Source organism: Yoonia sp. 208BN28-4, from assembly GCF_037543925.1.
GTDB lineage: Bacteria > Pseudomonadota > Alphaproteobacteria > Rhodobacterales > Rhodobacteraceae > Yoonia.
Genome location: NZ_JBBIFY010000003.1, coordinates 104,564 through 129,638 on the forward strand (window position 1 = coordinate 104,564; position 25,075 = coordinate 129,638).

Below are 25,075 nucleotides of genomic sequence, written 5' to 3' on the forward strand. Positions count from 1 at the left end.
CTCAATTGTAATTCACTGTTGCCTGCCCATTGTCCGGCAAGGCCGCAATTCACAAACCAAAGGAATTTTACCATGGCTACGATTATCGGAACATCTACCGTTCAATTTGATGCAAACACTTCAAATACCACATACTTCTTACCCAAAGACAACCTGCTGAACGTAGTGGGAGATGCGATTGCGGCATCCGCAACCGGTTTGGAACGGTCATTCCACATCGCGGGCACAATCTTTGCGTCAGGGGCCGACGGAATTGATCTGCAAGATTCCACGGACGATGGGATCGTTGTTGAGGAAACCGGACTTATCAACGGATCCTCCAGCGCCATTGAGATCACGGGCTCCGGTTTTTCGCTCTCGAATGCGGGTACTCTCTCTGCAAAGGCCACGAGTGGCGCCACTGTGCTGGTGGATGGCAACAATGCGATGATCGAAAACACGGGTCGGATCACGTCGCAATCCAACAATGCGATCAGTGTCTCCGGTGAGACAATTCAGGTGATCAACGGTGGCACCATTCTTGCCGACGAATATGGCGTGTCGCTTTTTGGCAGCAATACCGTGTCGAACAGTGGATTTATCACCGGCGGCGTTGCTGGCGCACTCAGCAACGGGTCCAACTCTGTTTACAATAATACCGGCATGATTACGGGTGTCGATTTCGGCCTGCTCGTGCAGGGTGATACCGGGACCATCAACAACTCCGGCAATATTTCCGCGTCTGGTGTGAATAGCATCGGCGTTTCACTGACCACGATGGCCAATGACGTGATCGTCAATTCCGGCCAGATCAGTGGTGTGCAAGGCGGTCTGGCGGCCAGCGGGCAGGGGGTGTCTGTCACCAACTCCGGCAGCATTTCGTCAACGGGCGGTGACGCCATTGTGCTATCGGGGTCCGGTCAGGTCACCAACACCGCGCAGGGCACTGTGAACGCGCGCGATGCTGCCATTGATGTGGCAGGTCTTGCATCGCAAGCCGTCAACGCCGGATCACTGACCAGCGAGGACGTTGGTATCATTATGCAAGGTGACGCTGTCACGGTGGACAACAGCGGCAGCATCGTGGCGGAAAATATCGGTATTGCGACCATTGGCGTGAACGCCACCGTAACCAATACGGGCAGCATTTCCACCTCCAGCTTTGAGGGGGTGGGCGTCTTTCTTCAGCGTGCCGACAGCATTTTCATCAACGAGGGCACCGTGATCGGCGGCAATACAGCCGTTGTGATGGAAGGCGACAACAGCCAGCTGATCAACGAAGCCGGTGGCGTCATTTCCGGCAAACTGCGGGGCAACGACCGCGATGCGGTGCGCGTTGAATCCAATGCGGGCGATGTGAACGAGATCACCAATCTTGGCACGATCGAGGGCACGATTTTCAGCACCTTTTTCGGCTTCTTTGAAGAGCAGGATGACCAACCCGGTGTGGGTGTTGAGATCCTCACAAACAGCGGCCTGATTGACGGTGATGTCTATCTGCATGGTGGTGACGATATCTATGACGGATCGCTTGGCACGTTGACGGTATTCTCGGAGATCCACCTTGGCAGTGGCGACGACGAACTGCTGGGCGGTGAGGGGCGCGAGCGTGTTTATGACGGCGGTGGCGACGATCTGGTGGAAACCGGCGGCGGCAACGACAGTATTCGCGCAGGCACGGGGCAGAACGACTATGACGGCGGTGAGGGCAACGATTACCTGTCGTATTACGACTTTGCCACGGCGATCCGGATCGACCTGCTGACTAATTCCACAGCCGGTGGCGCGGCGGGCAATGCGGCTGGCAACGACACGCTAGTAAACATCGAAAATCTGGGCGGCACAGACGGCGGCGGCGACACGCTGATCGGCGACAATGACGCCAACGCGCTTTACGGTTGGGGCGGCAACGACAACCTTTATGGCCGCAGCGGCAACGATAAATTGGTCGGCGGCGATGGCGAGGATTTCTTTGACGGCGGGGCGGGCAATGACCGCCTTTTCGGAGAGGGCGGCGCCGACACGTTCCAGTTCGACGCGGGAGAGGACCACGACTACGTCATGGACTTCGAAAACAACATCGACACGGTGGAATTCGACGGTTTCAGCTACCTGACCAACGCCGCAAGCGCGCTGACCTACGCCACGCAAGAGGGCAACGATGTGGTTTTCGACTTTGGCGCGGACGGCATGCTGACCGTGTTCGGCACGACCACAGGCCAGCTTGCCAACGATATTGATATCGTCTGAGGCAACAGCACGACTTCGCACCCCCGCGGGTCCCGCTCGCGCGTGGTGCGGATGCTATCAACTTAATCAAGAGATCGGGCTGCTTGGTTGCGAATGAAATACGTCTGCCTAATGGGCAGGCGCTCGTCGGTAATCTGGCCAGTGCCCAGCAGTTGCTCGCCGCGATTTCGAACCGGTCTGACGTAATTTGTGTAAGTGGTGGGCGACCCTGGAGTCGATACCTGTTCGTGCGTCTCCGCGAGGGGGCCGCAGGCGGCCCCGCCACCGGATCATCTCGAAAGCGCACTGCGATTTCGAACAGGACTAAATAATTGGGGTAAGTGGTGGGCGACCCTGGAATCGAACCAGGCGTGCGTCTCCGCGAGGGAGCCGCAGGCGGGCCCTGCCACTGGATCATCTCGAAAGCGCACTGCGATTTCGAACAGGACTAAATAATTGGGGTAAGTGGTGGGCGACCCTGGAATCGAACCAGGCGTGCGTCTCCGCGAGGGAGTTACAGTCCCCTGCCACACCTTGCGGCCTGTCGCCCACTGACGCGCTGATTAAGCAAAGCGCATGGGTGCGTCAACGGCAAAAATGCGCAGGGTTCACACATAGTTCGCGGTCAGGTAGGAGCGGGGTGAAAACCAAGCGAGGACGCAGCATATGGAAAAGCCAAAGTGGGTGATTGCCAAGGAACAGGCCAAGCGGCAGGCGGCGCAGGCAACGGTCTGGCTTTTTGGTCTGCATGCGGTGCGCGATGCGCTGGAAAACCCCAAGCGCGAAAAGCTGCGGTTGGTGGTGACGCGTAATGCCCTTGAAAAGCTGGGGGACGCCGTTGGCAAGGCAGGCATGGAGCCTGAAATCTCTGATCCGCGCAAATTTGCGGCGCCGCTTGATCCGCAATCGGTGCATCAGGGGGCCGCTCTTGAGGTGAAACCGCTGGACTGGGGATCGCTTGAGGATGTGGCATTGGGCGATGGTCCGCAACCGCCGCGTATTGTGCTGCTGGACCGCGTGACCGATCCGCATAACGTCGGGGCAATCCTGCGCTCAGCCGAAGTGTTTGGCGCGCGCGCTGTGGTGGCTGTGCAACGACATGCGGCCCCGGAAACGGGTGCATTGGCCAAGACAGCATCAGGTGCGCTGGAACGGCAGCCCTATCTGCGGGTGCGCAATCTGGCCGATGCGATGACATCGCTGAAGGACATGGGTTATCTGGTGCTGGGTCTTGATGGCACGGCCGACCAGACCATTGAAGAGGCCGTTGCGGGCAAACGCGACCGTGCTGTGGCCCTTGTGATGGGGGCTGAAGGGCCGGGATTGCGGGAAAAGACGCTGGAAACCTGCGATCAGCTGGTGCGAATTGACGCAAGCGGCGGATTTGGATCGCTCAACGTCTCAAATGCGGCGGCGGTTGCCCTATATGCAGCTAAAGGCTGAGTGAAAGGGCTGGTATGGCTGCGGTCAAGGTTGCGACCTGTTGTTATTGTGGTGTGAAGGCAGCGCTGGTGCTGCGCGGTGAGCAGCGTCACGAATTGAGCTGTGGCAGCTGTGGTGCGCCGCTGCACGCGATGAAGTTGCTGCCCACGGCGGCTGCGCAGGCGACTGCGCCTGCGGCGACACCCGCCCACCCGCAGCCATCGCACGCCAGCCCCACGCGGCCTGCCCATGCGCCAGCCTACGCCAAGCATCTTGAAAAAGAGAGCAAGCGCAAAAAGGTGAAGCGCCCGGGCAAACGCAAGAAATCCAAAAGCATGTCGCGCAAAATCTGGGGCGAAGTCTGGGATGTTCTGGAAGACATCTTTGATTGACCAAAGCCTTCACATTTTGGTGACAGGTCTTTGAAGCATTGGCCGCGCCCCCATCTCAGTAAGGTAAGGCGACAGGTTTGGAACACCGCAGCCTTGATCACTGTCCCTCGTTCCACACTTCAGGCGTCCGTGGCATCCCCCCGCGGACGCTTTTTTCTTTGCAAGACAGCGGGTAGCGTTGGCACATGACCTATGCAGATTCGTTTCTGAAAACCATTCTTGAGCGCACCCGAACGGTGGCGGTTGTTGGCGTGTCGGCCAATCCTGTGCGGCCCAGCTATTTTGTGGCCCGCTATCTGGGGCTGAAAGGGTATCGCGTGATCCCAGTGAACCCAGGTCTGGCAGGGCAGACGCTTTTCGGGGAAACCGTTTACGGGACGCTGGCGGATGTGCCGGATGATGTGGATATGGTCGATATTTTTCGCCGCTCTGATGCTGTGCCCGCCATTGTGGATGAAGCGCTCGCGCGCTGGCCGGACTTGCAGACGATCTGGATGCAGATCGGGGTCGAGCATGCGCAAGCCGCTGAAGTCGCGCAAGCGCGTGGCGTCGATGTCTTGCAGAACCGCTGTCCGAAGATCGAATACCAACGCTTGTTTGGCGAATTGCGGATGGGTGGATTTAATACAGGCGTGATTTCATCGCGGCTGCGGTAAGACGGGGCGCTGCCCCGGACCCCGAAGTATTTTTGTCCAAAAGAAGCGGTTAGCGGGCCGCTTTTTCGCTGAGGCCGGATTGGGACGTGCGTGTGGTCAATTCTGCTTCGATGTCGGCCAATGTCACATCACGGGCCGCACACATGACAAGCAGGTGATAAAGCGCGTCCGCCGCCTCTGACGTAAGTTTCGCGCGATCGCCTTTCACGGCTTCGATAATGGCTTCCACAGCCTCTTCACCGAATTTTTCGGCGCATTTTTCAGGGCCTTTGGACAGCAGTTTGGCAGTCCAGCTGCTACCCGGGTCAGCGGATTTGCGCGCGGCGATGGTGGCGGCCAGATCATGGATGCTCATTCAGGTGATCCTCATGGGGATGCCGGCGGCGGCCATGTGGGCCTTGGCCTCGGCCACGGTGTAGGTGCCGAAATGGAAGATGGAAGCGGCCAGCACGGCAGAGGCATGACCTTCGGTGACGCCTTCGACAAGGTGATCCAGCGTGCCCACACCGCCAGAAGCAATGACAGGGACGTTTACGGCATCCGCAATGGCGCGGGTCAGTGGCAGGTTGAAACCTGCGCGCGTACCATCGCGATCCATCGACGTGAGCAGGATTTCACCAGCCCCTTTTGCCACCACGAGACGTGCAAATTCCACAGCATCAATGCCGGTGGGCTTGCGCCCGCCATGTGTGAAAATCTCCCACTTGCCGGGGGACACGGTCTTTGCGTCAATCGCGCAGACGATGCACTGGCTGCCAAAGCGGTTGGCGGCGTCAGCAATTACATCGGGGTTGGCCACGGCGGCGGAGTTGAAACTGACCTTATCCGCACCTGCCAGCAGCAAGTTGCGCACATCATCTGCCGTGCGCACGCCACCGCCGATGGTGAGCGGCATGAAACACTGTTCCGCCGTGCGGGTCGCCAGATCAAACATCGTGCCACGGTTCTCATGGGTCGCGTTGATATCGAGAAAGCACAGCTCGTCCGCGCCGGCAGCGTTATAGGCTTTGGCCGCTTCAACAGGGTCGCCCGCATCCACAAGTTCGGTGAAATTGACGCCTTTGACGACGCGGCCGTCTTTCACATCGAGGCAGGGGATAATGCGGGTTTTTAACATGGCCTGACGTTTAGGCGAAACCGGTTGGCTTGAAAAGGCGTTGGTCTGTGTATGACGTGGATATCGAGGAGAAACGAGATGCTGAAACACACGATTGCTATGGCCGCGATGGTCGCCGGTCTGGCGGGGCCTGCTGCCGCCGAGATGATTGAGAAAACCTCGCCCAAATCTGTGGCGGAGACCATGGACGCGCTTGAAGCGGCGGTGACCGAGGCGGGTGCGACAGTGTTCGCGCGCGTGGATCACGCAGCGGGTGCGGCCTCTGTTGATATGGAACTGGACGACGCACAATTGCTGATCTTTGGCAATCCGCGGTTGGGCACGCTTGCCATGCAGGCGGATATGCTGGCCGGCTTGCAGCTGCCGTTGCGCGTGTTGGTCTATGACAGCAACGCTGGCACGATTGTCGCCTATGAAAGTGTGGATCAGATGTTTGACGGCCTTGATGTGCCCTTGGACGCGGAATTTGTTGAAAACATGCGCGGCGCGCTGCGGGCGCTGACAGGCAAGGCCGTCACACAGTAAAAATAGATGGCGGCGCGGATGTGACTGGTTAGCCCAGCAAGGCGAGGGCTGATTTGAGATCAATCGCGCCGTCATAAAGCGCACGGCCTGAGATCGCGCCGGAAATGACGCCGGTCTCTTTCAGCGCTTGCAAGTCATCCAGCGATGACACGCCGCCGGATGCGATAACGGGGATCGACACAGCGCGGGCCAGATCGGCGGTGGCCTTGAGGTTGGGGCCTTTCATCGCGCCATCACGCAAGATGTCTGTGTAGATGATTGCGGTAATGCCTGCGTCCTCGAACGAGCGGGCCAGATCGGTGACCATCACGTCGGTTTCTTCGGCCCAACCGCGCGTCGCCACGCGGCCATTGCGGGCGTCCAGTCCCACGGCAACCTGACCGGGGAAAGCGGCGGCAGCCTCGCGCACCAGATCGGGGTTTTCGACGGCGACGGTGCCAAGGATCACGCGGGTTAGCCCCTTATCCAGCCAGCGTTCAATCGTGGCCATATCGCGGATGCCGCCGCCCAGTTGCGTGGGCACCTTGCAGTCGCGCAAGATCGCCTCGACAGGGGCGGCGTTTACGGGTTCGCCTGCAAAAGCGCCGTTCAGGTCAACCAGATGCAGCCACTGACAGCCCGCATCCACAAAGCTGCGTGCTTGCGCGGCGGGGTCTTCATTGAAAACCGTCGTCTGCTCCATATCGCCATGCACCAGACGCACAGCGTTTCCGTCTTTGAGATCGATGGCGGGATAAAGGATCATGACAGGCGCTTTCGTTGTTTGCCGCCTCGTGCCACGCGGGGGGGCAAAATGCAACGGACCGCTTCCGACCCAACGTCAGGCTTGATCGAATTGCAGTTTGCGCCCCAAGGTCTTTGCATACTCAACGGGAGGGACTTGAGAATGAAGAAATTGGCAATGATTGCGGGCGCGGCCCTGATGGCATTTGCGGGTGCGGCCAGCGCGCAGGACGCAGCTGTTGGCGTTTGGCAGACCGAGGTCGACGACGGTGCTTTTGCACACGTGCGGATCGCACCTTGCGGCAATGCAGTTTGCGGCACGATTGCGCGCACATTTAACGATAGCGGCGAATACCAGTCGCCCAACATCGGTCGTCAGATCGTGATCGACATGGTGCCCGTGGGTGGTGGTGACTACGAAGGGTCCGTTTGGCGTCCGTCCAACAACAAGACCTACATCGGTAAGATGAACGTCAGCGGCAACAACCTGATCCTGCGCGGCTGCGTGGCCGGTGGTCTGCTTTGTGCAAGCCAGGGCTGGGCGCGCGTCGGTAACTAAGCCTTCATGGTTCGATTTGTGAAAGGCCCGTGCAGACAGCTCGGGCCTTTTTGCTATCCGCAGTAGCGGCGCACTTCGGTGTCGCGCAGTCCGGTTTCGCGCAACATGCAGCGGTTGCGGGCTTCATAATAATAGCCGCGCGCATACCATTGCACAGCTGTCGCTTCGTCTCCGTAGGACAGCAACCACGCGCCTTTCAGATAGCGGCCCGCATAGATCAGGTTCGTCTCGGCATCGAGGAGCGATGACGGTGTGCCGCGATGCCCCATCTGCCGCGCTGTGGCCGGCAGGATCTGCATCAGCCCCCAGTAGGGACCATTGCGGGCGCCAGCGCGATAGTCGCTCTCGCGCTGGATCACGCGGTGCAGCAGGCTTTCGGGGATATCATGGAACGCGGCGTATTTCTGGATCAGCGCGCGCATTTGCGGGGTTTCACCCGGGTAAAGGCCGACAGTGGCCAGCGGCGCGGTGGTTTCTGGCGCGTCGTCACTGCCAAAGTTGAAATAACCGCAGCCTGTGGTGGTCAGCAGAAGCGTGAATGCCAGAAGGAATCGCATGGGAAGTGCCTGTTTTTATGTCGCCGCAGATGTAGGCGATTGCCGCAGCACTGTCTTGCCGCTGCGTCAGATTAGGCGATGATCTGCCGAACGTGCCTAGGGCGCCCACGTCAGGAAGTTGGCGATCATGCGTAGACCAGCCGACTGGCTTTTCTCGGGGTGGAACTGCGTGCCGATGATGGTGTCGCGCCCTACGATAGCAGTCACATCGCCTGCGTAATCGACGTGGGCGAGGCGTTGCACGGGATAGGCGACGGTCATGGCGTAGGAGTGCACGAAATACGCATGCTCGCCCGTCTCGATACCGGCCAGAACAGGGTGGGGGATGTTCACGATCAGGTCGTTCCAACCCATATGCGGAATTTTCAGCGCGGGATCGGCAGGCGTGATCTTGTTGATCGTGCCGTTGATCCAGCCAAAGCCGGGGGTTTCTTCGTATTCAAAGCCTGTCGTGGCCAGCATTTGCATGCCCACGCAGATGCCAAAGAACGGCACAGCGCGGCGTTCCACACTGTCGATGATCGCCTCGGCTAGACCGGAGCGGCTGAACAATTCGGAGCGGCAGTGGGGGAATGAGCCATCGCCGGGCAAAACAATCCGGTCCGCTTTCGCGACGACATCGGGGTCAGAGGTCACGACAACGGGACCGCTGCCGACCTCTGCTGCCATGAGTTCAAAGGCCTTCTGGGCCGAGTGCAGATTACCGCTGTCGTAGTCGACAAGTGCCGTGGTCATAGCGCGCCTTTGGTCGAAGGAATGGCGTCCGCCTTGCGTGGGTCGGTTTCCAACGCATCGCGCAGCGCACGGGCCACGGATTTGAAAGCGGCCTCGGTGATGTGGTGGGCGTTGAAGCCGTGCAGCTTGTCGATGTGCAGCGTGATCCCGCCGTGGGTGGAGAGCGCCTGAAAAAACTCGCGCACCAGTTCGGTGTCGAATGTGCCGATCTTGCCGTAGGGCAGATCAAGGTTGCAGATCAGGTAGGGTCGGGCGGACAGATCCAGCGCGCACCGCACCTGTGCGTCGTCCATCGCAAGGTGGCACGATCCGTAGCGCACGATGCCTTTCTTGTCGCCCATCGCCTCGGTCAGGGCTTGGCCAATGGCAATGCCCACGTCCTCGACCGTGTGGTGGTCATCGATGTGCAGATCGCCCGAGGCCCGGACAGTCATGTCAATCAGCGCGTGGCGCGACAGTTGATCCAGCATGTGGTCAAAGAACCCCACGCCGGTCTGGTTGTCGTAAACCCCTGTGCCGTCAAGGTTCAGCGTGACGGTGATATCTGTCTCGGCGGTTTTGCGGGTGATGGTGGCTTGGCGCATCGCGTCGCTCCTGCGTGGTCGGTTGCGCACTCTATAGGGGTGTGCGGGGCAGGGGCCAAGTGGGCGATTGCGGGTTTGCCGCCGCTGTGCCAGCTTGGCCGCAATCAGATATAAGGATGCCTGCCCATGACGACCTGTGTATTCGTGCAAATCCGCTGCAAACCCGGCACGACCTATGCGGTGGCCGATGGTATCGCGCTAAAGGAGATCCATTCGGAGCTGTATTCGACCAGCGGCGAATATGATCTGCTGTGCAAGCTCTATATTCCCGAGGGCGAGGACGTGGGGAAGTATCTGAACGATAACCTGATGGATGTGGCGGGGATCGAGCGAACGCTGACGACCTTGACCTTCAAGGCGTTCTGAGGGGTTAACCATCTGTTAATAAATAGAAACCTTCCCCGTAGGGAAGGCTTATGCTTTTACGCACTGCGACCTTGTGCCTAGGCTGTCGCATCCTGCGGCGGCTGTGTCTGTCCGCGTCCGCCAGTGGCCCAGCCTACGGCTTTTTCGCCCAGCTTCTGGAACTTGGCCGATGCGCTGTCCAGCTTGGCCTCCCATTCGGGGTTTGGCGTCTGGCCGTCTGTCACCTTGAAGAAGGCTTGCAGCAAGCAGGCGATGGCGAAGGGTTCGATCACCGCAGCCTTCACGGCCCACGCAAAGACGAGCGCAAAGACCACGCCACCCGCCGACCATGCGCCGGGGATCACGTAGACGATGGCCGCAGCCGGGGCGAGCATCACGAAGAACACCACAATCGTCAGCGCCCATGTGAAAAGCGTGAGCCATGCTGCGTTCTTCAGCATCGGTTTCGCGTTCTGGCCGTAGAACACCAGCGCCTCTTTGGCGGAGGCATAAGGGTTATCGGCCCGCTTGCGCATGGCGTGGGCAAGGATCACCTCGTCGACAAGGCCAACGGCCATGCGCAGGTAGGCGCGAAAGACGGCCATGACATTGGACAGGCCGGGGATCGGCAGGAGCGACATCAGGCCCTGCACAAGACCAGTGATGACCTTGATCACGCCCTTCACAAGCTGGTCGATCCCAAAGAGCACGGATGCCTCACCAAAGCGGGCGGTCACGATGTCCTTGGCATAGGCGATTTGACCCTGACCTTCGGGCAGCGCGCGGCCATCCAGAATTTCAACCATCACGGCGATGTGGCCCGCTTTGACAATATAAAGCAGGTATTCGCGCATCAGATAAAGAACGCCCGCTACAATCGCAAAACCGATGCCGCCGCCCCAGAGCGTGCTGGACGCCTGAAACCCGTCATCACCAAATCCGCCGACGCCGTATCCGATGCCGGCCCCTGTGCCAGTGCCCAGCACATAGGCAAAGGCAATGCCGACATAGACGGCGATCCGGAAAAGGAGGAATGGCAGCGTCTGCCCGAGCACGCCAATGGCGCGGCCCATACTAAAATCCCACATGAATAAATCCCTTTGTCACGTTTAATTGCCCTTAACAGACAGTGCGCAGGGTAGAGGGACAAGTCGGGAAATCCTGCCCCTCCTGTTGGGGGGATGACGGGGAAGGTGGGCATAGGACAACAAAAAAGGCCGCCCGAAGGCGACCTTGTTTTTGCGAATTGGAGCGGGCGAAGAGATTCGAACTCTCGACCCTAACCTTGGCAAGGTTATGCTCTACCCCTGAGCTACGCCCGCGTTCCAGTTCGTAGCGGTGATCTATAAAGAGTTGTGGGTGGCTGCAAGACCAAATCTTGCCAAATGCGAGAATTTTTTGCGCCTGCTTGCTTGGCTGCTCGTCCGGCTCTTGCAAGCCAGCCTCGCCAGTGTGGGATCAGGTAAACTGGATCAGATCCCAGCGGTTCTCGAACGGGTCGCGGAACACAGCCACAGTGCCGTAGGGTTCATGGCGCGGGGCTTCTTCAAAGGTAACGCCCTTTGCGGTCATTGCCGCATGATCGCGGGCGAAATCATCGGTTTGCAAGAACAGCCAGACACGCCCGCCGCCTTGGTTGCCGATTGCCGCGGCCTGATCGCCCACCGCGCGGGCCAGCAGGAACGCGGTTTGCGCACCTTTGGGGGCCACGCGGACCCAGCGTTTGCCGTTGCCGTGGTCGCTGTCTTCCAGCAGATCCCAGCCCATGGTGTCGCAGAAAAACGCGATGCCCGCGTCATAGTCGGGGACCAGCAATGCGATAAGGGCCAGATGCTGCATCAGATGAGCGCGTGCAGAAAGAGACCGACGGCTGTCAGGCCGATCATGCCAGTGGTAAGCAACATGCCCCATGTGCGCAGCTTGAACGGCATCGGGTGCTGCCAAAAGCAGATCGCGTGCAGCAGACGCCCGACAAGCAGCATCAGACCAAGTGCATGTAAGGCCAGTGCTGGCGCGCCCTGCAACTCGACCAATGCCAGCAGGATCAGGCCGAAGGGCGCGTATTCGACAAAGTTTGCCTGACCACGCACGCGCTGGCGCAGGTCAGGATTGTCCGCGTCGCCCAGCGAAACGCGATTGCCGCGCCGGAATGCGATGACGCGGAAAGAAAGGGCCAGAAAGATGACAGCCAGCGGGGCGGCGTAGAGCGATGTAATTGTGACCATCACTCCAGCTCGATCAGCAGGTCTTTGGCGTCGATCTGGCCACCGGCGGTAACGTGCACCGCCTTAATGACAGCATCCCGATCGGCGTGGATGCCGGTTTCCATCTTCATGGCTTCGATGGTCAGCAGCAGATCGCCTTCCTTCACCTCTTTGCCCGCAATCGCGGCCACGGTCGCGACAACGCCCGGCATTGGTGCGCCGATGTGGTTGGCGTTGCCTGCTTCGGCCTTCGGGCGGCTGATTTTTTCGGACGCTGCGGCGCGGTTGGTCACGCGGATCGTGCGGGGCTGGCCATTCAGTTCGAAGAACACCTTCACCTCGCCATCCTCGCCCAGTTCCGACACGGCCTGCATGCGGATTTCGAGCGTCTTGCCGGGGTCGATCTCGGCGGCGATCTCTTCACCCGGTTGCATGCCATAAAAGAACGTCTTGGTGGGCAGGGTGCGGACGGGGCCATAAGTGCGGTGGCGGCCCATGTAGTCAAGGAACACCTTTGGATACATCAGATAGGCGTTCAGGTCCTCGTTATCGACGGTTTTGCCGTCAAGCTGCTTGGACAGGTCCGCGCGGGTGGCTTCCAGATCAACGGGTTTCAGCATCGCGCCGGGGCGTTCTGTGCTGGCTTTTTCGCCCTTGAGCACCTTTTTCTGGATCGCCTTGGGCCAGCCGCCTGGGGGCTGACCAAGCGAGCCCTTCATCATGTCCACAACGCTGTCGGGGAACACGACCTCAACCTTGGGGTCTTCCACGTCGGCGCGGGTCAGGTTCTGGGACACCATCATCAGGGCCATGTCACCGACCACCTTGGAGGACGGCGTGACCTTCACGATATCGCCAAACATCTGGTTCACATCGGCATAGGTCTGGGCGACCTCGTGCCAGCGGTCTTCAAGGCCAAGACTGCGCGCCTGTGCCTTGAGGTTGGTGAACTGACCACCGGGCATTTCGTGCAAATAGACCTCGGAGGCGGGGGCCTGCAGGCCGCTCTCGAAGGCGGCGTAGTGTTCGCGGACCTGCTCGAAGTAGTTGGAAATCTCGCGGATCGCCTGCACGTCGAGGCCGGTGTCACGCTCGGACCCTTTGAGGCTTTCCACGATGGAGCCAAGTGTCGGCTGAGATGTGTTGCCCGAGAAGCTGTCCATCGCGGCGTCGACCACGTCCACGCCAGCGGCGGAGGCGGCCAGAACGGTGGCAATCGCGGCACCGGATGTGTCGTGCGTGTGGAAGTGGATCGGCAGGCCGGTTTCGTCTTTAAGCGCCTTGATCAACTGCGTGGCGGCGGCGGGTTTCAGCAGGCCCGCCATGTCCTTGAGGCCCAGCACATGCGCGCCTGCTTTTTCAAGGTCTTTGGCCATGCCGACGTAGTATTTCAGGTCGTATTTGCTGCGCGCGGGGTCCAGCATGTCGCCGGTATAGCAGATCGTGCCTTCGATCACTTTGCCCGCCTTGCCTACGGCGTCCATGGCGACGCGCATGTTGTCGACCCAGTTCAGGCTGTCGAACACGCGGAAGACGTCAACGCCGCTGTCAGCCGCCTGGGCGACAAAGGACTGCACCACGTTATCGGGATAGTTGGTGTAGCCCACGCCGTTGGAGGCCCGCAGCAGCATCTGCGTCATGATGTTGGGCATGTTCGCGCGGATGTCGCGCAGGCGCTGCCACGGACATTCCTGCAAGAACCGGTAGGCCACATCAAACGTCGCACCGCCCCAGCATTCCACGCTGAAAAGCTGATGCATCTTGGTGGCGTAGGCGGGGGCTGCGTTGATCATGTCGATGGACCGCATCCGCGTGGCCAGCAGGGACTGGTGCCCGTCGCGCATCGTGGTGTCGGTGATCAGCAGTTGTTTCTGGTCGCGCATCCAGTCGGCCACGGCCTCTGGCCCGAAATCGTCCAGAATGTTGCGGGTGCCCGGGGTGACGTCTGTTGTCGGCTTCACCGGCGGACGCGGGGCCTTGATGTCGGCGGGCGGCATCGGGCGGCCAGCTGTCTCGGGGTGACCGTTGACGGTGATGTCGGCGATGTAGGTCAGGATTTTCGTGGCGCGGTCGCGGCGCTTTTTGAAATCAAAGAGGTCGGGCGTCTCGTCAATGAACTTGGTGTGGTATTCGTTGTTCAGGAACGTCGGATGCTTGAGCAGGTTTTCCACGAAGGCGATGTTGGTCGACACACCGCGGATACGGAATTCGCGAAGGGCGCGGTCCATGCGGGCAATCGCCATTTCAGGCGTGGGCGCGCGGGCGGTGACCTTGGTCAGCAGCGAATCGTAGAACCGCGTGATGACAGCACCGGAGTAGGCTGTGCCGCCGTCCAAACGGATGCCGGGGCCAGTGGCCGAACGATACATCTGGATACGGCCATAGTCGGGGATGAAGTTGTTTTGCGGGTCTTCGGTTGTCACGCGGCATTGTAGAGCGTGGCCATCCAGCTTCACATCATATTGGGATGCACAGCCTGTCGCCTCGACCAGTGACTTGCCTTCTGCGATCAGGATCTGGGCGCGGACGATGTCGATGCCGGTGACTTCCTCCGTCACCGTGTGTTCCACCTGCACGCGGGGGTTCACCTCGATGAAATAAAACTCACCGCTGTCCATATCCATCAGGAATTCGACGGTTCCGGCACATTCGTAATTCACGTGCTGGCAGATTTTCTTGCCCAGATTACACAGCTGTTCGCGCTGGGTGCCAGACAGGTAAGGGGCAGGGGCGCGTTCCACGACCTTTTGGTTGCGGCGTTGGACCGAGCAATCACGTTCCCACAGGTGGTAGATCGCGCCGTGGCTGTCGCCAAGGATTTGCACCTCGACGTGGCGGGCGCGCATGATCATCTTTTCCAGATAACCCTCGCCGTTGCCAAAAGCAGCCTCGGCCTCGCGGCGGCCTTCGAGCACCTTCTCCTCAAGCTCGCTCTCGGACATGATTGGGCGCATACCGCGCCCACCGCCGCCCCATGACGCCTTGAGCATCAGCGGATAGCCGACCTCTGCTGCTTCGGCCTTAATTGCGGTCATATCGTCGCCAAGCACTTCGGTGGCGGGGATGACAGGCACGCCAGCTTCAATCGCCACGCGGCGGGCCGAGGCTTTGTCGCCCAAGGCACGCATGGTTTCGGCCTTGGGGCCAATAAACTTGATACCGTTGTCGTGGCAGGCGTCTACGAAATCGGGGTTCTCGGACAGGAGGCCATAACCGGGGTGGATCGCATCTGCGCCGGACATCTTGGCCACGCGGATGATCTCTTCAATCGAAAGGTAAGCGGCAACAGGCCCCATACCCTCGCCAATCCGGTAGGCTTCGTCGGCTTTGAAGCGGTGCAGGCCCAGCTTGTCCTCTTCGGCAAAGACCGCGACGGTTTTCTTACCCATCTCGTTGGCGGCACGCATGATGCGGATTGCGATTTCGCCACGGTTGGCAATCAGGATTTTCTTGAAGTCGGCCATATCGGTCCCCTGTAGGTTCCTGTGTCTTGAAAAGACGTATTTTGCAGTTGCAGCATTTGTAAGGTGAATCGCGGTTTTGTAAACCTCGTAGAAATACCGATGTGGGTGGAACGTCTTTGGGATTGCGCTGTTGAATTGGGAACACAGCAAAAGGAATGACCCCCATGGCACGTTTCACCGGTAAGACAGCACTGATCACAGGCGGCACGAGCGGGATCGGTTTGGCCACGGCCAAGCGGATTGCAGACGAAGGCGGCACCGTCGCCGTGACCGGCACCACGCCGGACCATCTGGAAGAGGCGCGCAAGGCGCTGCCCGACGGCAGCCTGATTATCGAGAACGACGCGTCCGACCCCAAAGCCTGCGCGGCGCTGGGCGAGCGGATCAAGAACGAGTGGGGCAGTCTGGACATCGCGTTCCTGAATGCGGGCTTTGGTGAGAACATGGCGACAGAGGATGTGACCGCCGAAGGGTACGACGCGATGATGGACGTGAACGTGCGCGGCGTGGCCCTGCATATGGCCGCGTTGAAGCCATTGATGAACGAAGGCGGCGCGGTGCTGGTGACAGCATCGGTGGCCCCTTATCTGGGCGGCGCGAAGGGTGCGATCTATGCAGCCTCCAAGGCATCGTGCCTTGCAATGGCACGCAGCTGGTCCAAGGACATGGCGGGCGACAACATCCGCGTGAATGCCGTGGCCCCGGGCCCGATCGAGACAGGTTTCTTTGACGCGCTGGGCGATGGCGGCGATGACGCTGATGAATTGCGCGACCAGATCAGTCAGGCCGTCCCCTTGGGCCGGATGGGCAACGCGGAAGAGGTTGCCGCGGTGACCACATTCCTGCTGTCGGATGACGCATCATATGTCACCGGATCGGAATATATGGTCGATGGCGGCATGACGCTTCGTTAACCAACACTGACCTAAGCTATTGATCGCGCGGCATTAACCTTGCCGCGCGATTTTGCTTTTGACGCCTTATCATTTTGTTAACGATTTGTTAACGTTTTGCCATGGCCACCGAGATTGAACTGACCGCGATCCTGTGTTCCCTCATCCTTGGGGGCGAAACAGAGGTGCGCCATTACTATCCCGTGGTTGACCGGACACATCACATCAGGGTGGATTGCGAGACACCGACCCACGTGGTCGAGGTTGGCTTTGATGCCAAGCGGTCGTCTCAGGACAGTCTGCATCAGGCGCTTTTTGCCGCAGAGCAGTCTGGCAAGCTGCCGATGGTGGTGATCATCGACACCAATGGCATTGAGGAAAACGTGCAGTATCAGGTCAGGACCGTGGCCCGATCTTTGGACGTCAGCTATTTGACCGTAACCGAGGATTTCCTGATCCGCTGGCAGATGACAGAGCCGTTTCGAAACCGCTCTGAGCCGACGCTATTCGGGTATTAGACCGAGCCCGCCTCAACCATGAAGTTGCTCGCGGTGCACATCGCCGCGTCGTCTGACGCGAGAAACAGCACGATGCGCGCCACATAGACCGGATCAATCAGATCGGGCAGGCACTGGTTCTGACGATGTGCTTCTAAGGCTTCCGGCGTGGCCCACAGCTCTTTTTGCCGCTCGGTCATGATCCAGCCTGGCACAACGGTATTCACACGGATGCGGTGTTGCCCCAGATCACGCGCCATTGTGCGGGTCAGACCATGCACGGCGGCCTTGGCGGTGGCATAGGCGGGGAAGCCGCCAACAGCCTCCCACCAGCTGTTGGATCCCATGTTGATGATCGAGCCTGACCCCGCCTTGATCATCGCCGGGGCGACGGCTTGCATGGTGAAAAACATATGTTTGAGGTTGGTTTGCAGCCGCTCGTCCCAGTATTCGGGTGTCACGTCCTGCCAGTTGTGGCGATCATCGCGGGCGGCGTTGTTCACCAGCACGTCGAAGGGCCCAAGGTCAGCGATGGCAGCTTGGGTGGCAGTGATGTCGCGTAGGTCGCAAATGGCAAATTGTGCGCCTGTCTCTTGCGCAATCGCCTGACTTGCATCTGCGTCCTTGTCCAGAAATGCAATCTTCGCGCCCTGTTCGGCAAAGGCGCGCACCATGTCGGCCCCGATGCCGCTGGCGCCTCCGGTGACCAGAACGCGGGCGTCTTTGAGGCTGGGGTAGCTGGCGAATTTTGTCATGTCTGCTCCTTGATCAAGCGGGCTGGCAGATCGGTGAGGGTGCGTGCGCCAAGCTGGCCCATGTTGGCAATCATATCCTGCCGGATGATATCGACAACATGCGCGGCACCGGCCTCTCCCATTGCGCCCAGACCATAATGAAAGGCACGGCCTAGCATTATGAAATCAGCGCCCAAAGCCAGCGCGCGCAGCACGTCCAGCCCGCCCGCGATGCCACTGTCCATGATAAGCGGCAGATCGGTGGCAGCGCGGATGGCGGGCAAAACCTCAATCGTGGCGGGAGCTGCGTCGAACTGGCGGCCCGCGTGGTTGCTGATCCAAAGCGCATCTGCGCCTGCGTCCTTCAGTTTGGGCGCATCGCGCGAATCCAGCACACCTTTGATAATGAGCGGCCCATCCCATTCGGACCGCAAGGCATCGACGTAGGACCAGTCTGGCGAGGTGCGCAGCAGGTAGCCCACGTGCTGGTTAGAGGGCAGCGCGGTTTTCTGTGTCGCGTAGCTGTCCATCAGCTTCATGCGCGGCATGCCGGTTTTGCGGATACCAGCCAGCCACGCGGGGCACTGTGCGGCCTGCATGGCCAGACGCGGCGTGAGCTTCGGCGGTTGCTGCAAGCCGCCCCGCGTTTGCCGTTCGCGACGGGACGCGACAGGGACATCGACGGTTAGCACCAACGTATGAAGGCCCGCGTCTTTGGCGCGTTTCAGCATGTCAGCGCGGATCGCGGGATCGCGCGGCGGGTAGATCTGGAACCAACCCTGTCCGCCGTGGTGATCGGCCACGTCCTGAGGCGTTTGGGTGGCGACGGTGGAGATCGTGTAGGGAACCCCTTCGGCGGCAGCAGTACGGGCGAGCATCTTTTCGGCATCGGGCCAGATCAGGCCGGACATGCCCACCGGCGCAATCCCGATGGGCAAGGGGTAGTCTCGGCCCAGAAATGTGGTGGTCAGGTCAGGCGTGAATTCGCCGTGCAGGATGGAGGGTTGCAGCAGAACCTCATCGAGTTTTGCGCGATTGCGCTGCAACGTCGCCTCGGACCCTGTGCCGCTATCAAGGTATTCCCACACGAAATGCGGGATGCGTTTGCGGGCGGCGAATTTCAGATCGCTTATGGCGGGAAATCTGGCGTGGCTCATAGGCGGTACGCTATGGCGGGGGCGGTGCATTTTGCAAGTGACGGAGCCTCCGGCGGGAGTATTTGCGGCAAAATGATACACGGGCGCGGTGATCGGGTGAACGAAACGCGAACGTCGGGCTTTCCTGATCGGTGATTTCACACTATGTTACGCGCCATGAGCAGTTATTCCGAAGATGATGCCTTTGAGGCCGCAAGTGTCCCCCTCTCTCAACGTGCGATGGCGCGCCCGAGTGCGGCGTATCTGGACGCCCTGAACCCCGCGCAGCGCGAGGCGGTTGAGGCGCTGGAAGGGCCGGTGCTGATGCTGGCGGGGGCGGGCACGGGCAAAACCAAGGCGCTGACCACACGCATCGGGCATTTGCTGGCCACGGGCACGGCGCGGCCGCATGAAATTCTGGCGGTGACGTTCACCAATAAGGCCGCGCGCGAGATGAAAAACCGCGTGGGTGCCATGATGGGCGAGGCGGTCGAGGGGATGCCGTGGCTGGGCACGTTCCATTCGGTCTGCGCCAAGCTGCTGCGGCGGCATGCGGAACTGGTGGGGTTGAAGTCGAATTTTACGATTTTGGATTCAGACGACCAGTTGCGGTTGATGAAGCAACTGGTGGTGGCGGCTGGCATTGATGATAAACGCTGGCCCGCGCGGATGCTGGCGGGGATTATTGACGGCTGGAAGAACAAGGCGCTGACGCCTGATAAGATTCCTGTCGCCGAAAGCGGGGCGTATGACCACAAGGGTGTGGAGCTTTACGGTCAGTATCAGCAGCGGCTTAAGGAGCTGAACGCCGTCGATTTTGGCGATATCCTGCTGCACATGGTGGTGATTTTCCAGACGCATCAAGACGTGTTGGAGCAGTATCAGCGCTGGTTCCGTTATATTCTGGTGGACGAGTATCAGGATACGAACGTCGCGCAGTATCTGTGGCTGCGGCTGCTGGCCTCATCCCACAAGAACATCTGTTGCGTGGGTGACGATGACCAGTCGATCTATGGCTGGCGCGGGGCGGAAGTTGGCAACATCCTGCGGTTCGAGGCGGATTTTCCGGGTGCTGTTGTGGTCCGGCTGGAGCAGAATTACCGCTCCACCCCGCATATTCTGGCTGCTGCGTCCGGCGTGATTGCGGGCAACAAGGGACGCTTGGGCAAAGAGCTTTGGACGGCTGAGGAAGACGGCGAGAAGGTGCGCCTGATCGGTCACTGGGACGGCGAGGAAGAAGCGCGCTGGATCGGGGAGGAGGTCGAGGCGTTGCAGCGCGGGACGCGCGGGCTTGATCCGGTTGGGCTGGACCAGCAGGCGATTTTGGTGCGTGCGTCGCATCAGATGCGCGCCTTTGAAGACCGGTTCCTGACGATTGGTCTGCCCTATCGTGTGATCGGCGGACCGCGGTTTTACGAGCGGATGGAGATCCGCGATGCGATGGCTTATTTCCGGCTGGCTGTATCACACGACGACGATCTGGCGTTCGAGCGGGTGGTGAATACGCCCAAGCGCGGGCTTGGCGATAAGGCGGTGCAGACGATCCAGCGCACGGCGCGGGCGAATGGGGTCAATCTTGTGGAAGGCGCGCGGCTGGTCTGTCAGGGCAAGCTGATTGGCGGCAAGGGTCTGAAAGAACTGACGCAATTTGTGCAGGGTGTGGATCGTTGGCACGCGCAGGTGCGGGCCGAGGAAGACACGCATGTCGAACTGGCCGAGATGATCTTGGACGAGAGCGGCTATACGGGGTTCTGGCAGAACGACAAAACGCCGGAAGCGCCGGGGCGGCTGGAGAACCTCAAGGAATTGGTGAAGGCGTTGGAGAATTTCGAGAACCTGCAAGGGTTTTTGGAGCATGTCAGCCTGATCATGGATAACGAGACCGAAGAGGCAGGCGAGAAGGTCAGCATTATGACGCTGCACGCGGCCAAGGGTCTGGAGTTTCCCGCCGTGTTCTTGCCCGGTTGGGAAGATGGCTTGTTTCCGTCGCAGCGGTCGATGGATGAAAGCGGGATGAAAGGCCTCGAGGAAGAGCGGCGGCTTGCCTACGTGGGGATCACGCGGGCCGAGGCGATTTGTACGATCTCCTTTGCGGCCAACAGGCGGGTCTATGGTCAGTGGCAGTCGGCGATGCCGTCGCGGTTCATTGACGAGCTGCCGGAGGATCACGTGGAGGTGCTGACGCCACCGGGGCTCTATGGCGGTGGTTTTGGTGCGGCTGGCATGGCGGCCAGTGCGTCGCCTTCGATACAGGAAAGCATGGGATCAAATCTGCATCAGAAGGCGGCGGATGCGAATGTGTATAACTCGCCCGGCTGGCGGCGGTTGCAGGCACGCGGGCAGCAACGTGGCATGTCGCAGCCGGTTGAATCGCGTAATATGACGATTGATCTGGATGCGGTCAGTGCATTTACCACCGGCGACCGCGTGTTTCACCAGAAGTTCGGCTATGGCGAGGTGATGGGCATCGAAGGCGACAAGCTTGAGATCGAGTTTGACAAGGCCGGATCAAAGCATGTTGTGGCGCGGTTCATTGTGAATGCCGCACAGGCGGATGACGTGCCGTTTTGACGGACGGGGCTGCGCGCGTGCGGGGCACGACGCCCCGGCCGCCGTCCCGTGCACTATTCCTGACGGACGATAATCTCGACACGCCGGTTGGCGGCGCGACCCTCTTCGGTGTCGTTTGTCTCAACCGGTTCAGCCTCGCCTGCGCCGCGGGCTGTTGCGTCAATCCCTGACAGATCGGGCTGGGTGGTCAGGAAATCACGCACCGTTGTAGCGCGCGCCTGTGACAGTGACTGGTTGTAGTCCGTTGATCCTGTGGCGTCGGTATGGCCCACAACGGCGATGGTGACAGCGCCTGCCTTGGCAATGTCGCCCGCGATGTCGGCCAATGCTGTTTCCGCCGCGGGTTTCAGATCGGCGCTATCAACGTCAAAAAGGACAGCCCCGTCCAGCGTGAACCGCGTGGCGGTGCCAATCGCGGCTACGGCGTCGATATCCGCACCGGCAAAGCGGCCCGAACACGACACGCCATCATCTGTCAGGCGCACAAAGCTATAGGTCGCATCGGGATCGGCCACAGCCGCGATGTCGATCTCAGACCGGCCGCCTGCGATCCCGCCAACTTCGGCCCATGTGGTGCCGTCTTGCGAAATCGCGAGAGCGGTGCCTTCCACATCGGGGCCGACCTCGAACACGTGAAGGTCGGGACCGGGTAGGTCGATCAGGGCATTGTCGGTGAATTGCAGCGTCAGCGTGCCGCCGCATCCAAGGGTCGCGAAGGTGCCGCCATTGTTGTCGCCGGTATAATCCGGTGGTCCGATGGCGCTGGCAGGATCAGCTGCGCTGGCGGTGATTGTGCCGGACCCGGGTGTTTGGGCCACGACAGCATCTGCAAAGCTTAGGTCGCCTTGCGGCAATGTGACCTCACCCCGTGCGCCGTCAGAATAGCTTTGTGGTGTCTGGGCCAAGGCCGGTGCGGTCAGAGCGAGGGCTGTGGTCAGGGCGAGGATGCGCATCAATGATCCCTTTTGAAACGGATAAAATGAATTCGCGATCAGTGTTTCCGATCCGGTGATGGTGATCAAGGGCAGGGGCGATAAGTGGGGAGGCCAGCGGAGGTGATGTTTGTGTTTAGTGCACCAGCAAAGGATAGAGCGAGATCACCAGCAGGATGGCCATCGTGATATTGAACACCCGCAGCCGTTTGGCCGTGCCAAGAAACCGGCGGACCTGCACACCCATCCATGCCCAGATCGTGATGCTTGGCAGGTTGGTTGCAGCAAACACGATTGCGACGACCAGCGAGCCATAAAGCGCGCCTTTGTCCTGCGGAGCGTAGCCACTGATGGCTGTGATCGCCATGAACCATGCCTTGGGGTTGACCCATTGAAACGCGGCGGCTTGCAGAAAGGTGAAAGGCTTGCCTTCGACCTTTTTCGCCTCTGGCGGGACGGCGTTGGCGATCTTCCATGCCAGCCACAGCATGTAGGTGACCGCAAGCACCTTGAGCACCGTGTTCAGCCATGGATAGGCGTCAAAGATTTGTAAAAGGACCAGACCGACCATTGTCACCATGAACGAATGGCCCAGAGAGATGCCCAGCATATGTGGCACCGTCCGGCGCAGACCGTAATTCGCGCCCGATGCCATAAGCATGAGGTTGTTGGGCCCCGGGGTGATCGAGCTGACGAAGGCGAATTGCACTAGCAAAAAGAGTGTGACGGTATCCATGCGCCGCAGATTATGCGTATCGGCGCACAATTAAATTGCTAATGGTGCGGGGTTTGGCCTATTTCAGCAACTCATGACGAGGATTGATGACATCAACGCGCGGATATTGCGCGAGCTGAGCGCTGACGGGCGGGTCAGTAATCTGGTGCTGGCAGAGAAGGTCGGGCTGTCGCCATCGGCCTGTCTGCGGCGGGTGCAAGAACTGGAGCGGTTGGGCGTCATTAAGGGCTATCGCGCACGGCTTGATCCCGCGCAAACCGGCCGGGCCTATGTGGTCTACGTGGCGGTGGGTTTGTCCGAGCATACCAAGACGGCGCAGGAAACATTCGAGCGGGCGATGCAGCGCGCCGAGGAGGTCACGGAATGTCACAACGTGGCCGGTGCGTTTGAATACATGCTGCGGGTCGAGGTCGAGGATTTACCTGCCTACAAGGCGTTTCACACCGAAAAACTGGGCACCGTGCCGCATGTGCGGTCGATCACGTCTTATATGGTCATGGGGTCGCCCAAGGATGTGCGGGGGTAGTAGGCGCAGGTGGCGGCCTATTGTGTACCGCTAAATACACCGCCGATGTTTTCGCCGTTAAACGCCCCCGCGACAGAATCTTCGCCGTAGAAGCCGCCCTTGAGCTGCGCGTCGTCTCCGTTAATCGAGATAGTGCCCGACAGCGCGCCGCTGCTTGTAAGGCCAGCGTCAAGCTTGATCGTGGTCTCGATGCTTCCGTCAAGCCCGCTGCGAGTTAGATCACCCGACAGGCGTTCGCTGCGCGGATTATAGAAGAAGATTCCCATGGTATCGTTGACTTCATTGGCTGTGACGTAGCTGACCCTGCCATCAAACCGGAGGCTGGTTGGTGTAAAATCGACGGCAGGCACAAGATCATCGACGGTGGGTGCTGCGGACAACGGCCCGCTGATCCCCGAAAAAGTTGTTCCGTTGGGCTCCATACCGCCAATCAAGAGGGCAGTGCCTTCGGCGAACGTAACTGCGCGGGTCTGGTTGGTGCTGACCCATGCCAACTGACCATTGAGAGATATTTCACCATTCTCAGGCAGAATGACCGTCTCGCCGTTTTGCATCACGCTGTACACCCCATTGGCGACCTGCGCCTGCCCATCGGCAAGCGGGATCACATCACCGGGCTTGATATCATCCAGAAACGATGTGTCGTCGATTGTCGTGCCACCGCACGCGGTCATGGCAAATAGGGCAAATGTCCCAAAGGCGAAGTAACGCATGGTGCTGCTTTCTGCGAAAATCCAAAGCTTGGCGATTTGTATCGCACTCCCGACAGAGTGGTGGATATCGCAGCAGTTGCAACCCTTTCGTGCAGCCAAACCTGCCTTCACAAAACAAAAAACGGCCGCGCCCGGGAGGAGGTGGGCACGACCGTTCTTATTATCAGCGCCCAACCGCATCTCGGGAGGAGAAAGAGCGGGGCGCTTCCTCGCCGCTGTTTTGTTTGCCCGGGAGGAGGTGGGCGCAAAAAGCGGCGGTATGATCGGCGCTACCGGGAGGAGGTGGCAGAGCCGAAACTGGTGTCAGGCGGATGGCGGCGTCCGAGGGAGGAGGTTCAGACGCCGCCGCCTTTTGGTGATCCATCCGCAGGGAGGAGGTTGCGGGGAGGATCAAACAGGTCTGCCATTTCAGGGAGGAGGCGGCAGACCCGATCTGGTAAGTCGTTAGACTGTCTTTGCAGCGTCCAGTGCGATCGACTTGATCATGGAGCGGTTGATGCCCATGTCGGCCAGTTCGCGGTTTGAGAGTGCGGACAGTTCGTTGTATGTGGTGCGGAACGCGCGGCGTTGCTTGCGGGCGGCAGCGAAGTCAGCGACCAAAGCGTTGAAGCGGTCTGCGATCGTCACGGTGCGTGTGTTGTTTGCGTATGCCATTTTATATTCTCTTACTCTTCTCTGAGTTTGCGTCTTTGGTGTCGTTAGCGCTATCGTCTGCGCTGTTGTGAAATACATTTAGGCTTTTGCTGCGGATGCACAACGTTTCTTTCTGCATTGCAGCTATGCGTAATATGCAATCCTGAAACTGACCTAAGGTCATAAATTTGTTAACTAATTTTGCGTGACGTT

27 protein-coding genes and 2 tRNA genes are annotated in these 25,075 nt (G+C 59.8%); 11 read left to right on the forward strand and 18 right to left on the reverse strand.

Annotation, left to right across the window (positions count from 1 at the left end; translation table 11 throughout):
• The first annotated feature begins 72 nt into the window (after nucleotides 1-72).
• Complete coding sequence (locus tag V8J84_RS10685; RefSeq protein WP_339930909.1) at nucleotides 73-2,229, forward strand: beta strand repeat-containing protein; 2,157 nt, start codon at nucleotides 73-75, stop codon at nucleotides 2,227-2,229.
• Between the two features lie 445 nt (nucleotides 2,230-2,674).
• Here the strand turns inward: V8J84_RS10685 and V8J84_RS10690 are convergent.
• Nucleotides 2,675-2,758 (reverse strand) — tRNA-Tyr (locus V8J84_RS10690).
• 116 nt (nucleotides 2,759-2,874) lie between these two features.
• Between V8J84_RS10690 and rlmB the strand changes: the two genes are divergently transcribed.
• The 3 genes from rlmB (at nucleotide 2,875) to V8J84_RS10705 (ending at nucleotide 4,678) form a co-directional block, all read left to right on the forward strand.
• Entirely contained in the window at nucleotides 2,875-3,651 is a 777-nt protein-coding gene (gene rlmB / locus V8J84_RS10695) for a 23S rRNA (guanosine(2251)-2'-O)-methyltransferase RlmB (RefSeq protein ID WP_339930910.1), read from the forward strand.
• Nucleotides 3,652-3,665: 14 nt separating this feature from the next.
• Nucleotides 3,666-4,022, forward strand: a complete 357-nt coding sequence (locus V8J84_RS10700) for a hypothetical protein (RefSeq protein ID WP_339930912.1) — start codon at nucleotides 3,666-3,668, stop codon at nucleotides 4,020-4,022.
• Nucleotides 4,023-4,207: 185 nt separating this feature from the next.
• On the forward strand, nucleotides 4,208-4,678 hold the full coding sequence (locus V8J84_RS10705; protein WP_339930914.1) for a CoA-binding protein: 471 nt from the start codon (nucleotides 4,208-4,210) through the stop codon (nucleotides 4,676-4,678).
• 49 nt (nucleotides 4,679-4,727) lie between these two features.
• On the opposite strand, the gene V8J84_RS10710 is transcribed toward V8J84_RS10705, so the two are convergent.
• Together V8J84_RS10710 and hisF are read right to left on the reverse strand one after the other, a co-directional pair.
• Nucleotides 4,728-5,033, reverse strand: coding sequence for a phosphoribosyl-ATP diphosphatase (locus V8J84_RS10710; RefSeq protein WP_339930916.1), 306 nt, complete (start codon nucleotides 5,031-5,033; stop codon nucleotides 4,728-4,730).
• Nucleotides 5,034-5,795 carry an imidazole glycerol phosphate synthase subunit HisF gene (gene hisF, locus V8J84_RS10715; RefSeq protein ID WP_339930918.1) on the reverse strand — a complete coding sequence of 254 codons (762 nt, stop codon included), beginning with the start codon at nucleotides 5,793-5,795 and terminating at the stop codon, nucleotides 5,034-5,036.
• Between the two features lie 78 nt (nucleotides 5,796-5,873).
• On the opposite strand from hisF, the gene V8J84_RS10720 reads away from it, so the two are divergent.
• A complete protein-coding gene (locus V8J84_RS10720; RefSeq protein ID WP_339930920.1) occupies nucleotides 5,874-6,320 on the forward strand; it encodes a DUF302 domain-containing protein in 447 nt (148 codons plus the stop codon).
• 28 nt (nucleotides 6,321-6,348) lie between these two features.
• Here V8J84_RS10720 and hisA read toward each other — a convergent pair whose 3' ends face one another.
• Nucleotides 6,349-7,065, reverse strand: a complete 717-nt coding sequence (hisA, locus tag V8J84_RS10725; protein ID WP_339930922.1) for a 1-(5-phosphoribosyl)-5-[(5-phosphoribosylamino)methylideneamino]imidazole-4-carboxamide isomerase — start codon at nucleotides 7,063-7,065, stop codon at nucleotides 6,349-6,351.
• A 141-nt stretch (nucleotides 7,066-7,206) separates the two neighbouring features.
• Here hisA and V8J84_RS10730 point away from each other — a divergent pair, with 141 nt between their 5' ends.
• Nucleotides 7,207-7,602, forward strand: coding sequence for a DUF2147 domain-containing protein (locus V8J84_RS10730; protein WP_339930924.1), 396 nt, complete (start codon nucleotides 7,207-7,209; stop codon nucleotides 7,600-7,602).
• A gap of 53 nt (nucleotides 7,603-7,655) precedes the next feature.
• On the opposite strand, the gene V8J84_RS10735 is transcribed toward V8J84_RS10730, so the two are convergent.
• The 3 genes from V8J84_RS10735 to hisB all read right to left on the reverse strand — a co-directional run bounded on the left by V8J84_RS10735 (nucleotide 7,656) and on the right by hisB (nucleotide 9,478).
• The gene (locus V8J84_RS10735; protein ID WP_339930926.1) at nucleotides 7,656-8,159 is read right to left on the reverse strand and encodes a transglycosylase SLT domain-containing protein; all 504 of its coding nucleotides are present in this window, start codon (nucleotides 8,157-8,159) and stop codon (nucleotides 7,656-7,658) included.
• 96 nt (nucleotides 8,160-8,255) lie between these two features.
• Nucleotides 8,256-8,894 carry an imidazole glycerol phosphate synthase subunit HisH gene (gene hisH, locus V8J84_RS10740; RefSeq protein WP_339930928.1) on the reverse strand — a complete coding sequence of 213 codons (639 nt, stop codon included), beginning with the start codon at nucleotides 8,892-8,894 and terminating at the stop codon, nucleotides 8,256-8,258.
• Complete coding sequence (gene hisB, locus V8J84_RS10745; protein WP_339930930.1) at nucleotides 8,891-9,478, reverse strand: imidazoleglycerol-phosphate dehydratase HisB; 588 nt, start codon at nucleotides 9,476-9,478, stop codon at nucleotides 8,891-8,893. The genes hisH and hisB overlap by 4 nt, the downstream gene beginning before the upstream one ends.
• A 126-nt stretch (nucleotides 9,479-9,604) precedes the next feature.
• Between hisB and V8J84_RS10750 the strand changes: the two genes are divergently transcribed.
• The gene (locus V8J84_RS10750) at nucleotides 9,605-9,844 is read left to right on the forward strand and encodes an Lrp/AsnC ligand binding domain-containing protein (protein ID WP_339930932.1); all 240 of its coding nucleotides are present in this window, start codon (nucleotides 9,605-9,607) and stop codon (nucleotides 9,842-9,844) included.
• Nucleotides 9,845-9,921: 77 nt separating this feature from the next.
• On the opposite strand, the gene V8J84_RS10755 is transcribed toward V8J84_RS10750, so the two are convergent.
• The 5 genes from V8J84_RS10755 to V8J84_RS10775 form a co-directional block, all read right to left on the reverse strand.
• Nucleotides 9,922-10,911 carry a hypothetical protein gene (locus V8J84_RS10755; RefSeq protein WP_339930934.1) on the reverse strand — a complete coding sequence of 330 codons (990 nt, stop codon included), beginning with the start codon at nucleotides 10,909-10,911 and terminating at the stop codon, nucleotides 9,922-9,924.
• Between the two features lie 159 nt (nucleotides 10,912-11,070).
• Nucleotides 11,071-11,145, reverse strand: a tRNA-Gly gene (locus V8J84_RS10760).
• Between the two features lie 136 nt (nucleotides 11,146-11,281).
• Nucleotides 11,282-11,662, reverse strand: coding sequence for a VOC family protein (locus V8J84_RS10765; protein WP_339930936.1), 381 nt, complete (start codon nucleotides 11,660-11,662; stop codon nucleotides 11,282-11,284).
• The gene (locus tag V8J84_RS10770; RefSeq protein ID WP_339930938.1) at nucleotides 11,662-12,048 is read right to left on the reverse strand and encodes an MAPEG family protein; all 387 of its coding nucleotides are present in this window, start codon (nucleotides 12,046-12,048) and stop codon (nucleotides 11,662-11,664) included. Before V8J84_RS10770 ends, V8J84_RS10765 begins: the two co-directional genes overlap by 1 nt.
• Nucleotides 12,048-15,491, reverse strand: coding sequence for a pyruvate carboxylase (locus V8J84_RS10775; RefSeq protein WP_339930940.1), 3,444 nt, complete (start codon nucleotides 15,489-15,491; stop codon nucleotides 12,048-12,050). The genes V8J84_RS10770 and V8J84_RS10775 overlap by 1 nt, the downstream gene beginning before the upstream one ends.
• 164 nt (nucleotides 15,492-15,655) lie before the next feature.
• Between V8J84_RS10775 and V8J84_RS10780 the strand changes: the two genes are divergently transcribed.
• Together V8J84_RS10780 and V8J84_RS10785 are read left to right on the forward strand one after the other, a co-directional pair.
• Nucleotides 15,656-16,405 carry an SDR family oxidoreductase gene (locus V8J84_RS10780; RefSeq protein ID WP_339930942.1) on the forward strand — a complete coding sequence of 250 codons (750 nt, stop codon included), beginning with the start codon at nucleotides 15,656-15,658 and terminating at the stop codon, nucleotides 16,403-16,405.
• A 101-nt stretch (nucleotides 16,406-16,506) separates the two neighbouring features.
• Nucleotides 16,507-16,902 (forward strand): hypothetical protein, encoded by a 396-nt coding sequence (locus tag V8J84_RS10785; RefSeq protein WP_339930944.1) that lies wholly within the window; start codon nucleotides 16,507-16,509, stop codon nucleotides 16,900-16,902.
• Here the strand turns inward: V8J84_RS10785 and V8J84_RS10790 are convergent.
• On the reverse strand, nucleotides 16,899-17,636 hold the full coding sequence (locus V8J84_RS10790) for an SDR family NAD(P)-dependent oxidoreductase (protein WP_339930946.1): 738 nt from the start codon (nucleotides 17,634-17,636) through the stop codon (nucleotides 16,899-16,901). The genes V8J84_RS10785 and V8J84_RS10790 overlap by 4 nt on opposite strands.
• A complete protein-coding gene (locus V8J84_RS10795) occupies nucleotides 17,633-18,772 on the reverse strand; it encodes an alpha-hydroxy acid oxidase (RefSeq protein WP_339930948.1) in 1,140 nt (379 codons plus the stop codon). The genes V8J84_RS10790 and V8J84_RS10795 overlap by 4 nt, the downstream gene beginning before the upstream one ends.
• Before the next feature lie 156 nt (nucleotides 18,773-18,928).
• On the opposite strand from V8J84_RS10795, the gene V8J84_RS10800 reads away from it, so the two are divergent.
• Nucleotides 18,929-21,322: an ATP-dependent helicase gene (locus V8J84_RS10800; protein ID WP_339930950.1), complete on the forward strand. Its 2,394-nt coding sequence runs from the start codon at nucleotides 18,929-18,931 to the stop codon at nucleotides 21,320-21,322.
• A 53-nt stretch (nucleotides 21,323-21,375) separates the two neighbouring features.
• Here V8J84_RS10800 and V8J84_RS10805 read toward each other — a convergent pair whose 3' ends face one another.
• Both V8J84_RS10805 and V8J84_RS10810 read right to left on the reverse strand, forming a co-directional pair.
• The gene (locus V8J84_RS10805) at nucleotides 21,376-22,275 is read right to left on the reverse strand and encodes an OmpA family protein (protein WP_339930952.1); all 900 of its coding nucleotides are present in this window, start codon (nucleotides 22,273-22,275) and stop codon (nucleotides 21,376-21,378) included.
• A 115-nt stretch (nucleotides 22,276-22,390) separates the two neighbouring features.
• Entirely contained in the window at nucleotides 22,391-22,990 is a 600-nt protein-coding gene (locus tag V8J84_RS10810) for a LysE family translocator (protein WP_339930954.1), read from the reverse strand.
• A gap of 73 nt (nucleotides 22,991-23,063) precedes the next feature.
• Between V8J84_RS10810 and V8J84_RS10815 the strand changes: the two genes are divergently transcribed.
• Complete coding sequence (locus V8J84_RS10815; RefSeq protein WP_339930956.1) at nucleotides 23,064-23,516, forward strand: Lrp/AsnC family transcriptional regulator; 453 nt, start codon at nucleotides 23,064-23,066, stop codon at nucleotides 23,514-23,516.
• Between the two features lie 17 nt (nucleotides 23,517-23,533).
• On the opposite strand, the gene V8J84_RS10820 is transcribed toward V8J84_RS10815, so the two are convergent.
• Together V8J84_RS10820 and V8J84_RS10825 are read right to left on the reverse strand one after the other, a co-directional pair.
• Nucleotides 23,534-24,229 carry a hypothetical protein gene (locus tag V8J84_RS10820; protein ID WP_339930958.1) on the reverse strand — a complete coding sequence of 232 codons (696 nt, stop codon included), beginning with the start codon at nucleotides 24,227-24,229 and terminating at the stop codon, nucleotides 23,534-23,536.
• Between the two features lie 444 nt (nucleotides 24,230-24,673).
• Nucleotides 24,674-24,883, reverse strand: a complete 210-nt coding sequence (locus tag V8J84_RS10825) for a DUF1127 domain-containing protein (RefSeq protein WP_339930960.1) — start codon at nucleotides 24,881-24,883, stop codon at nucleotides 24,674-24,676.
• Between the last annotated feature and the right edge of the window lie 192 nt (nucleotides 24,884-25,075).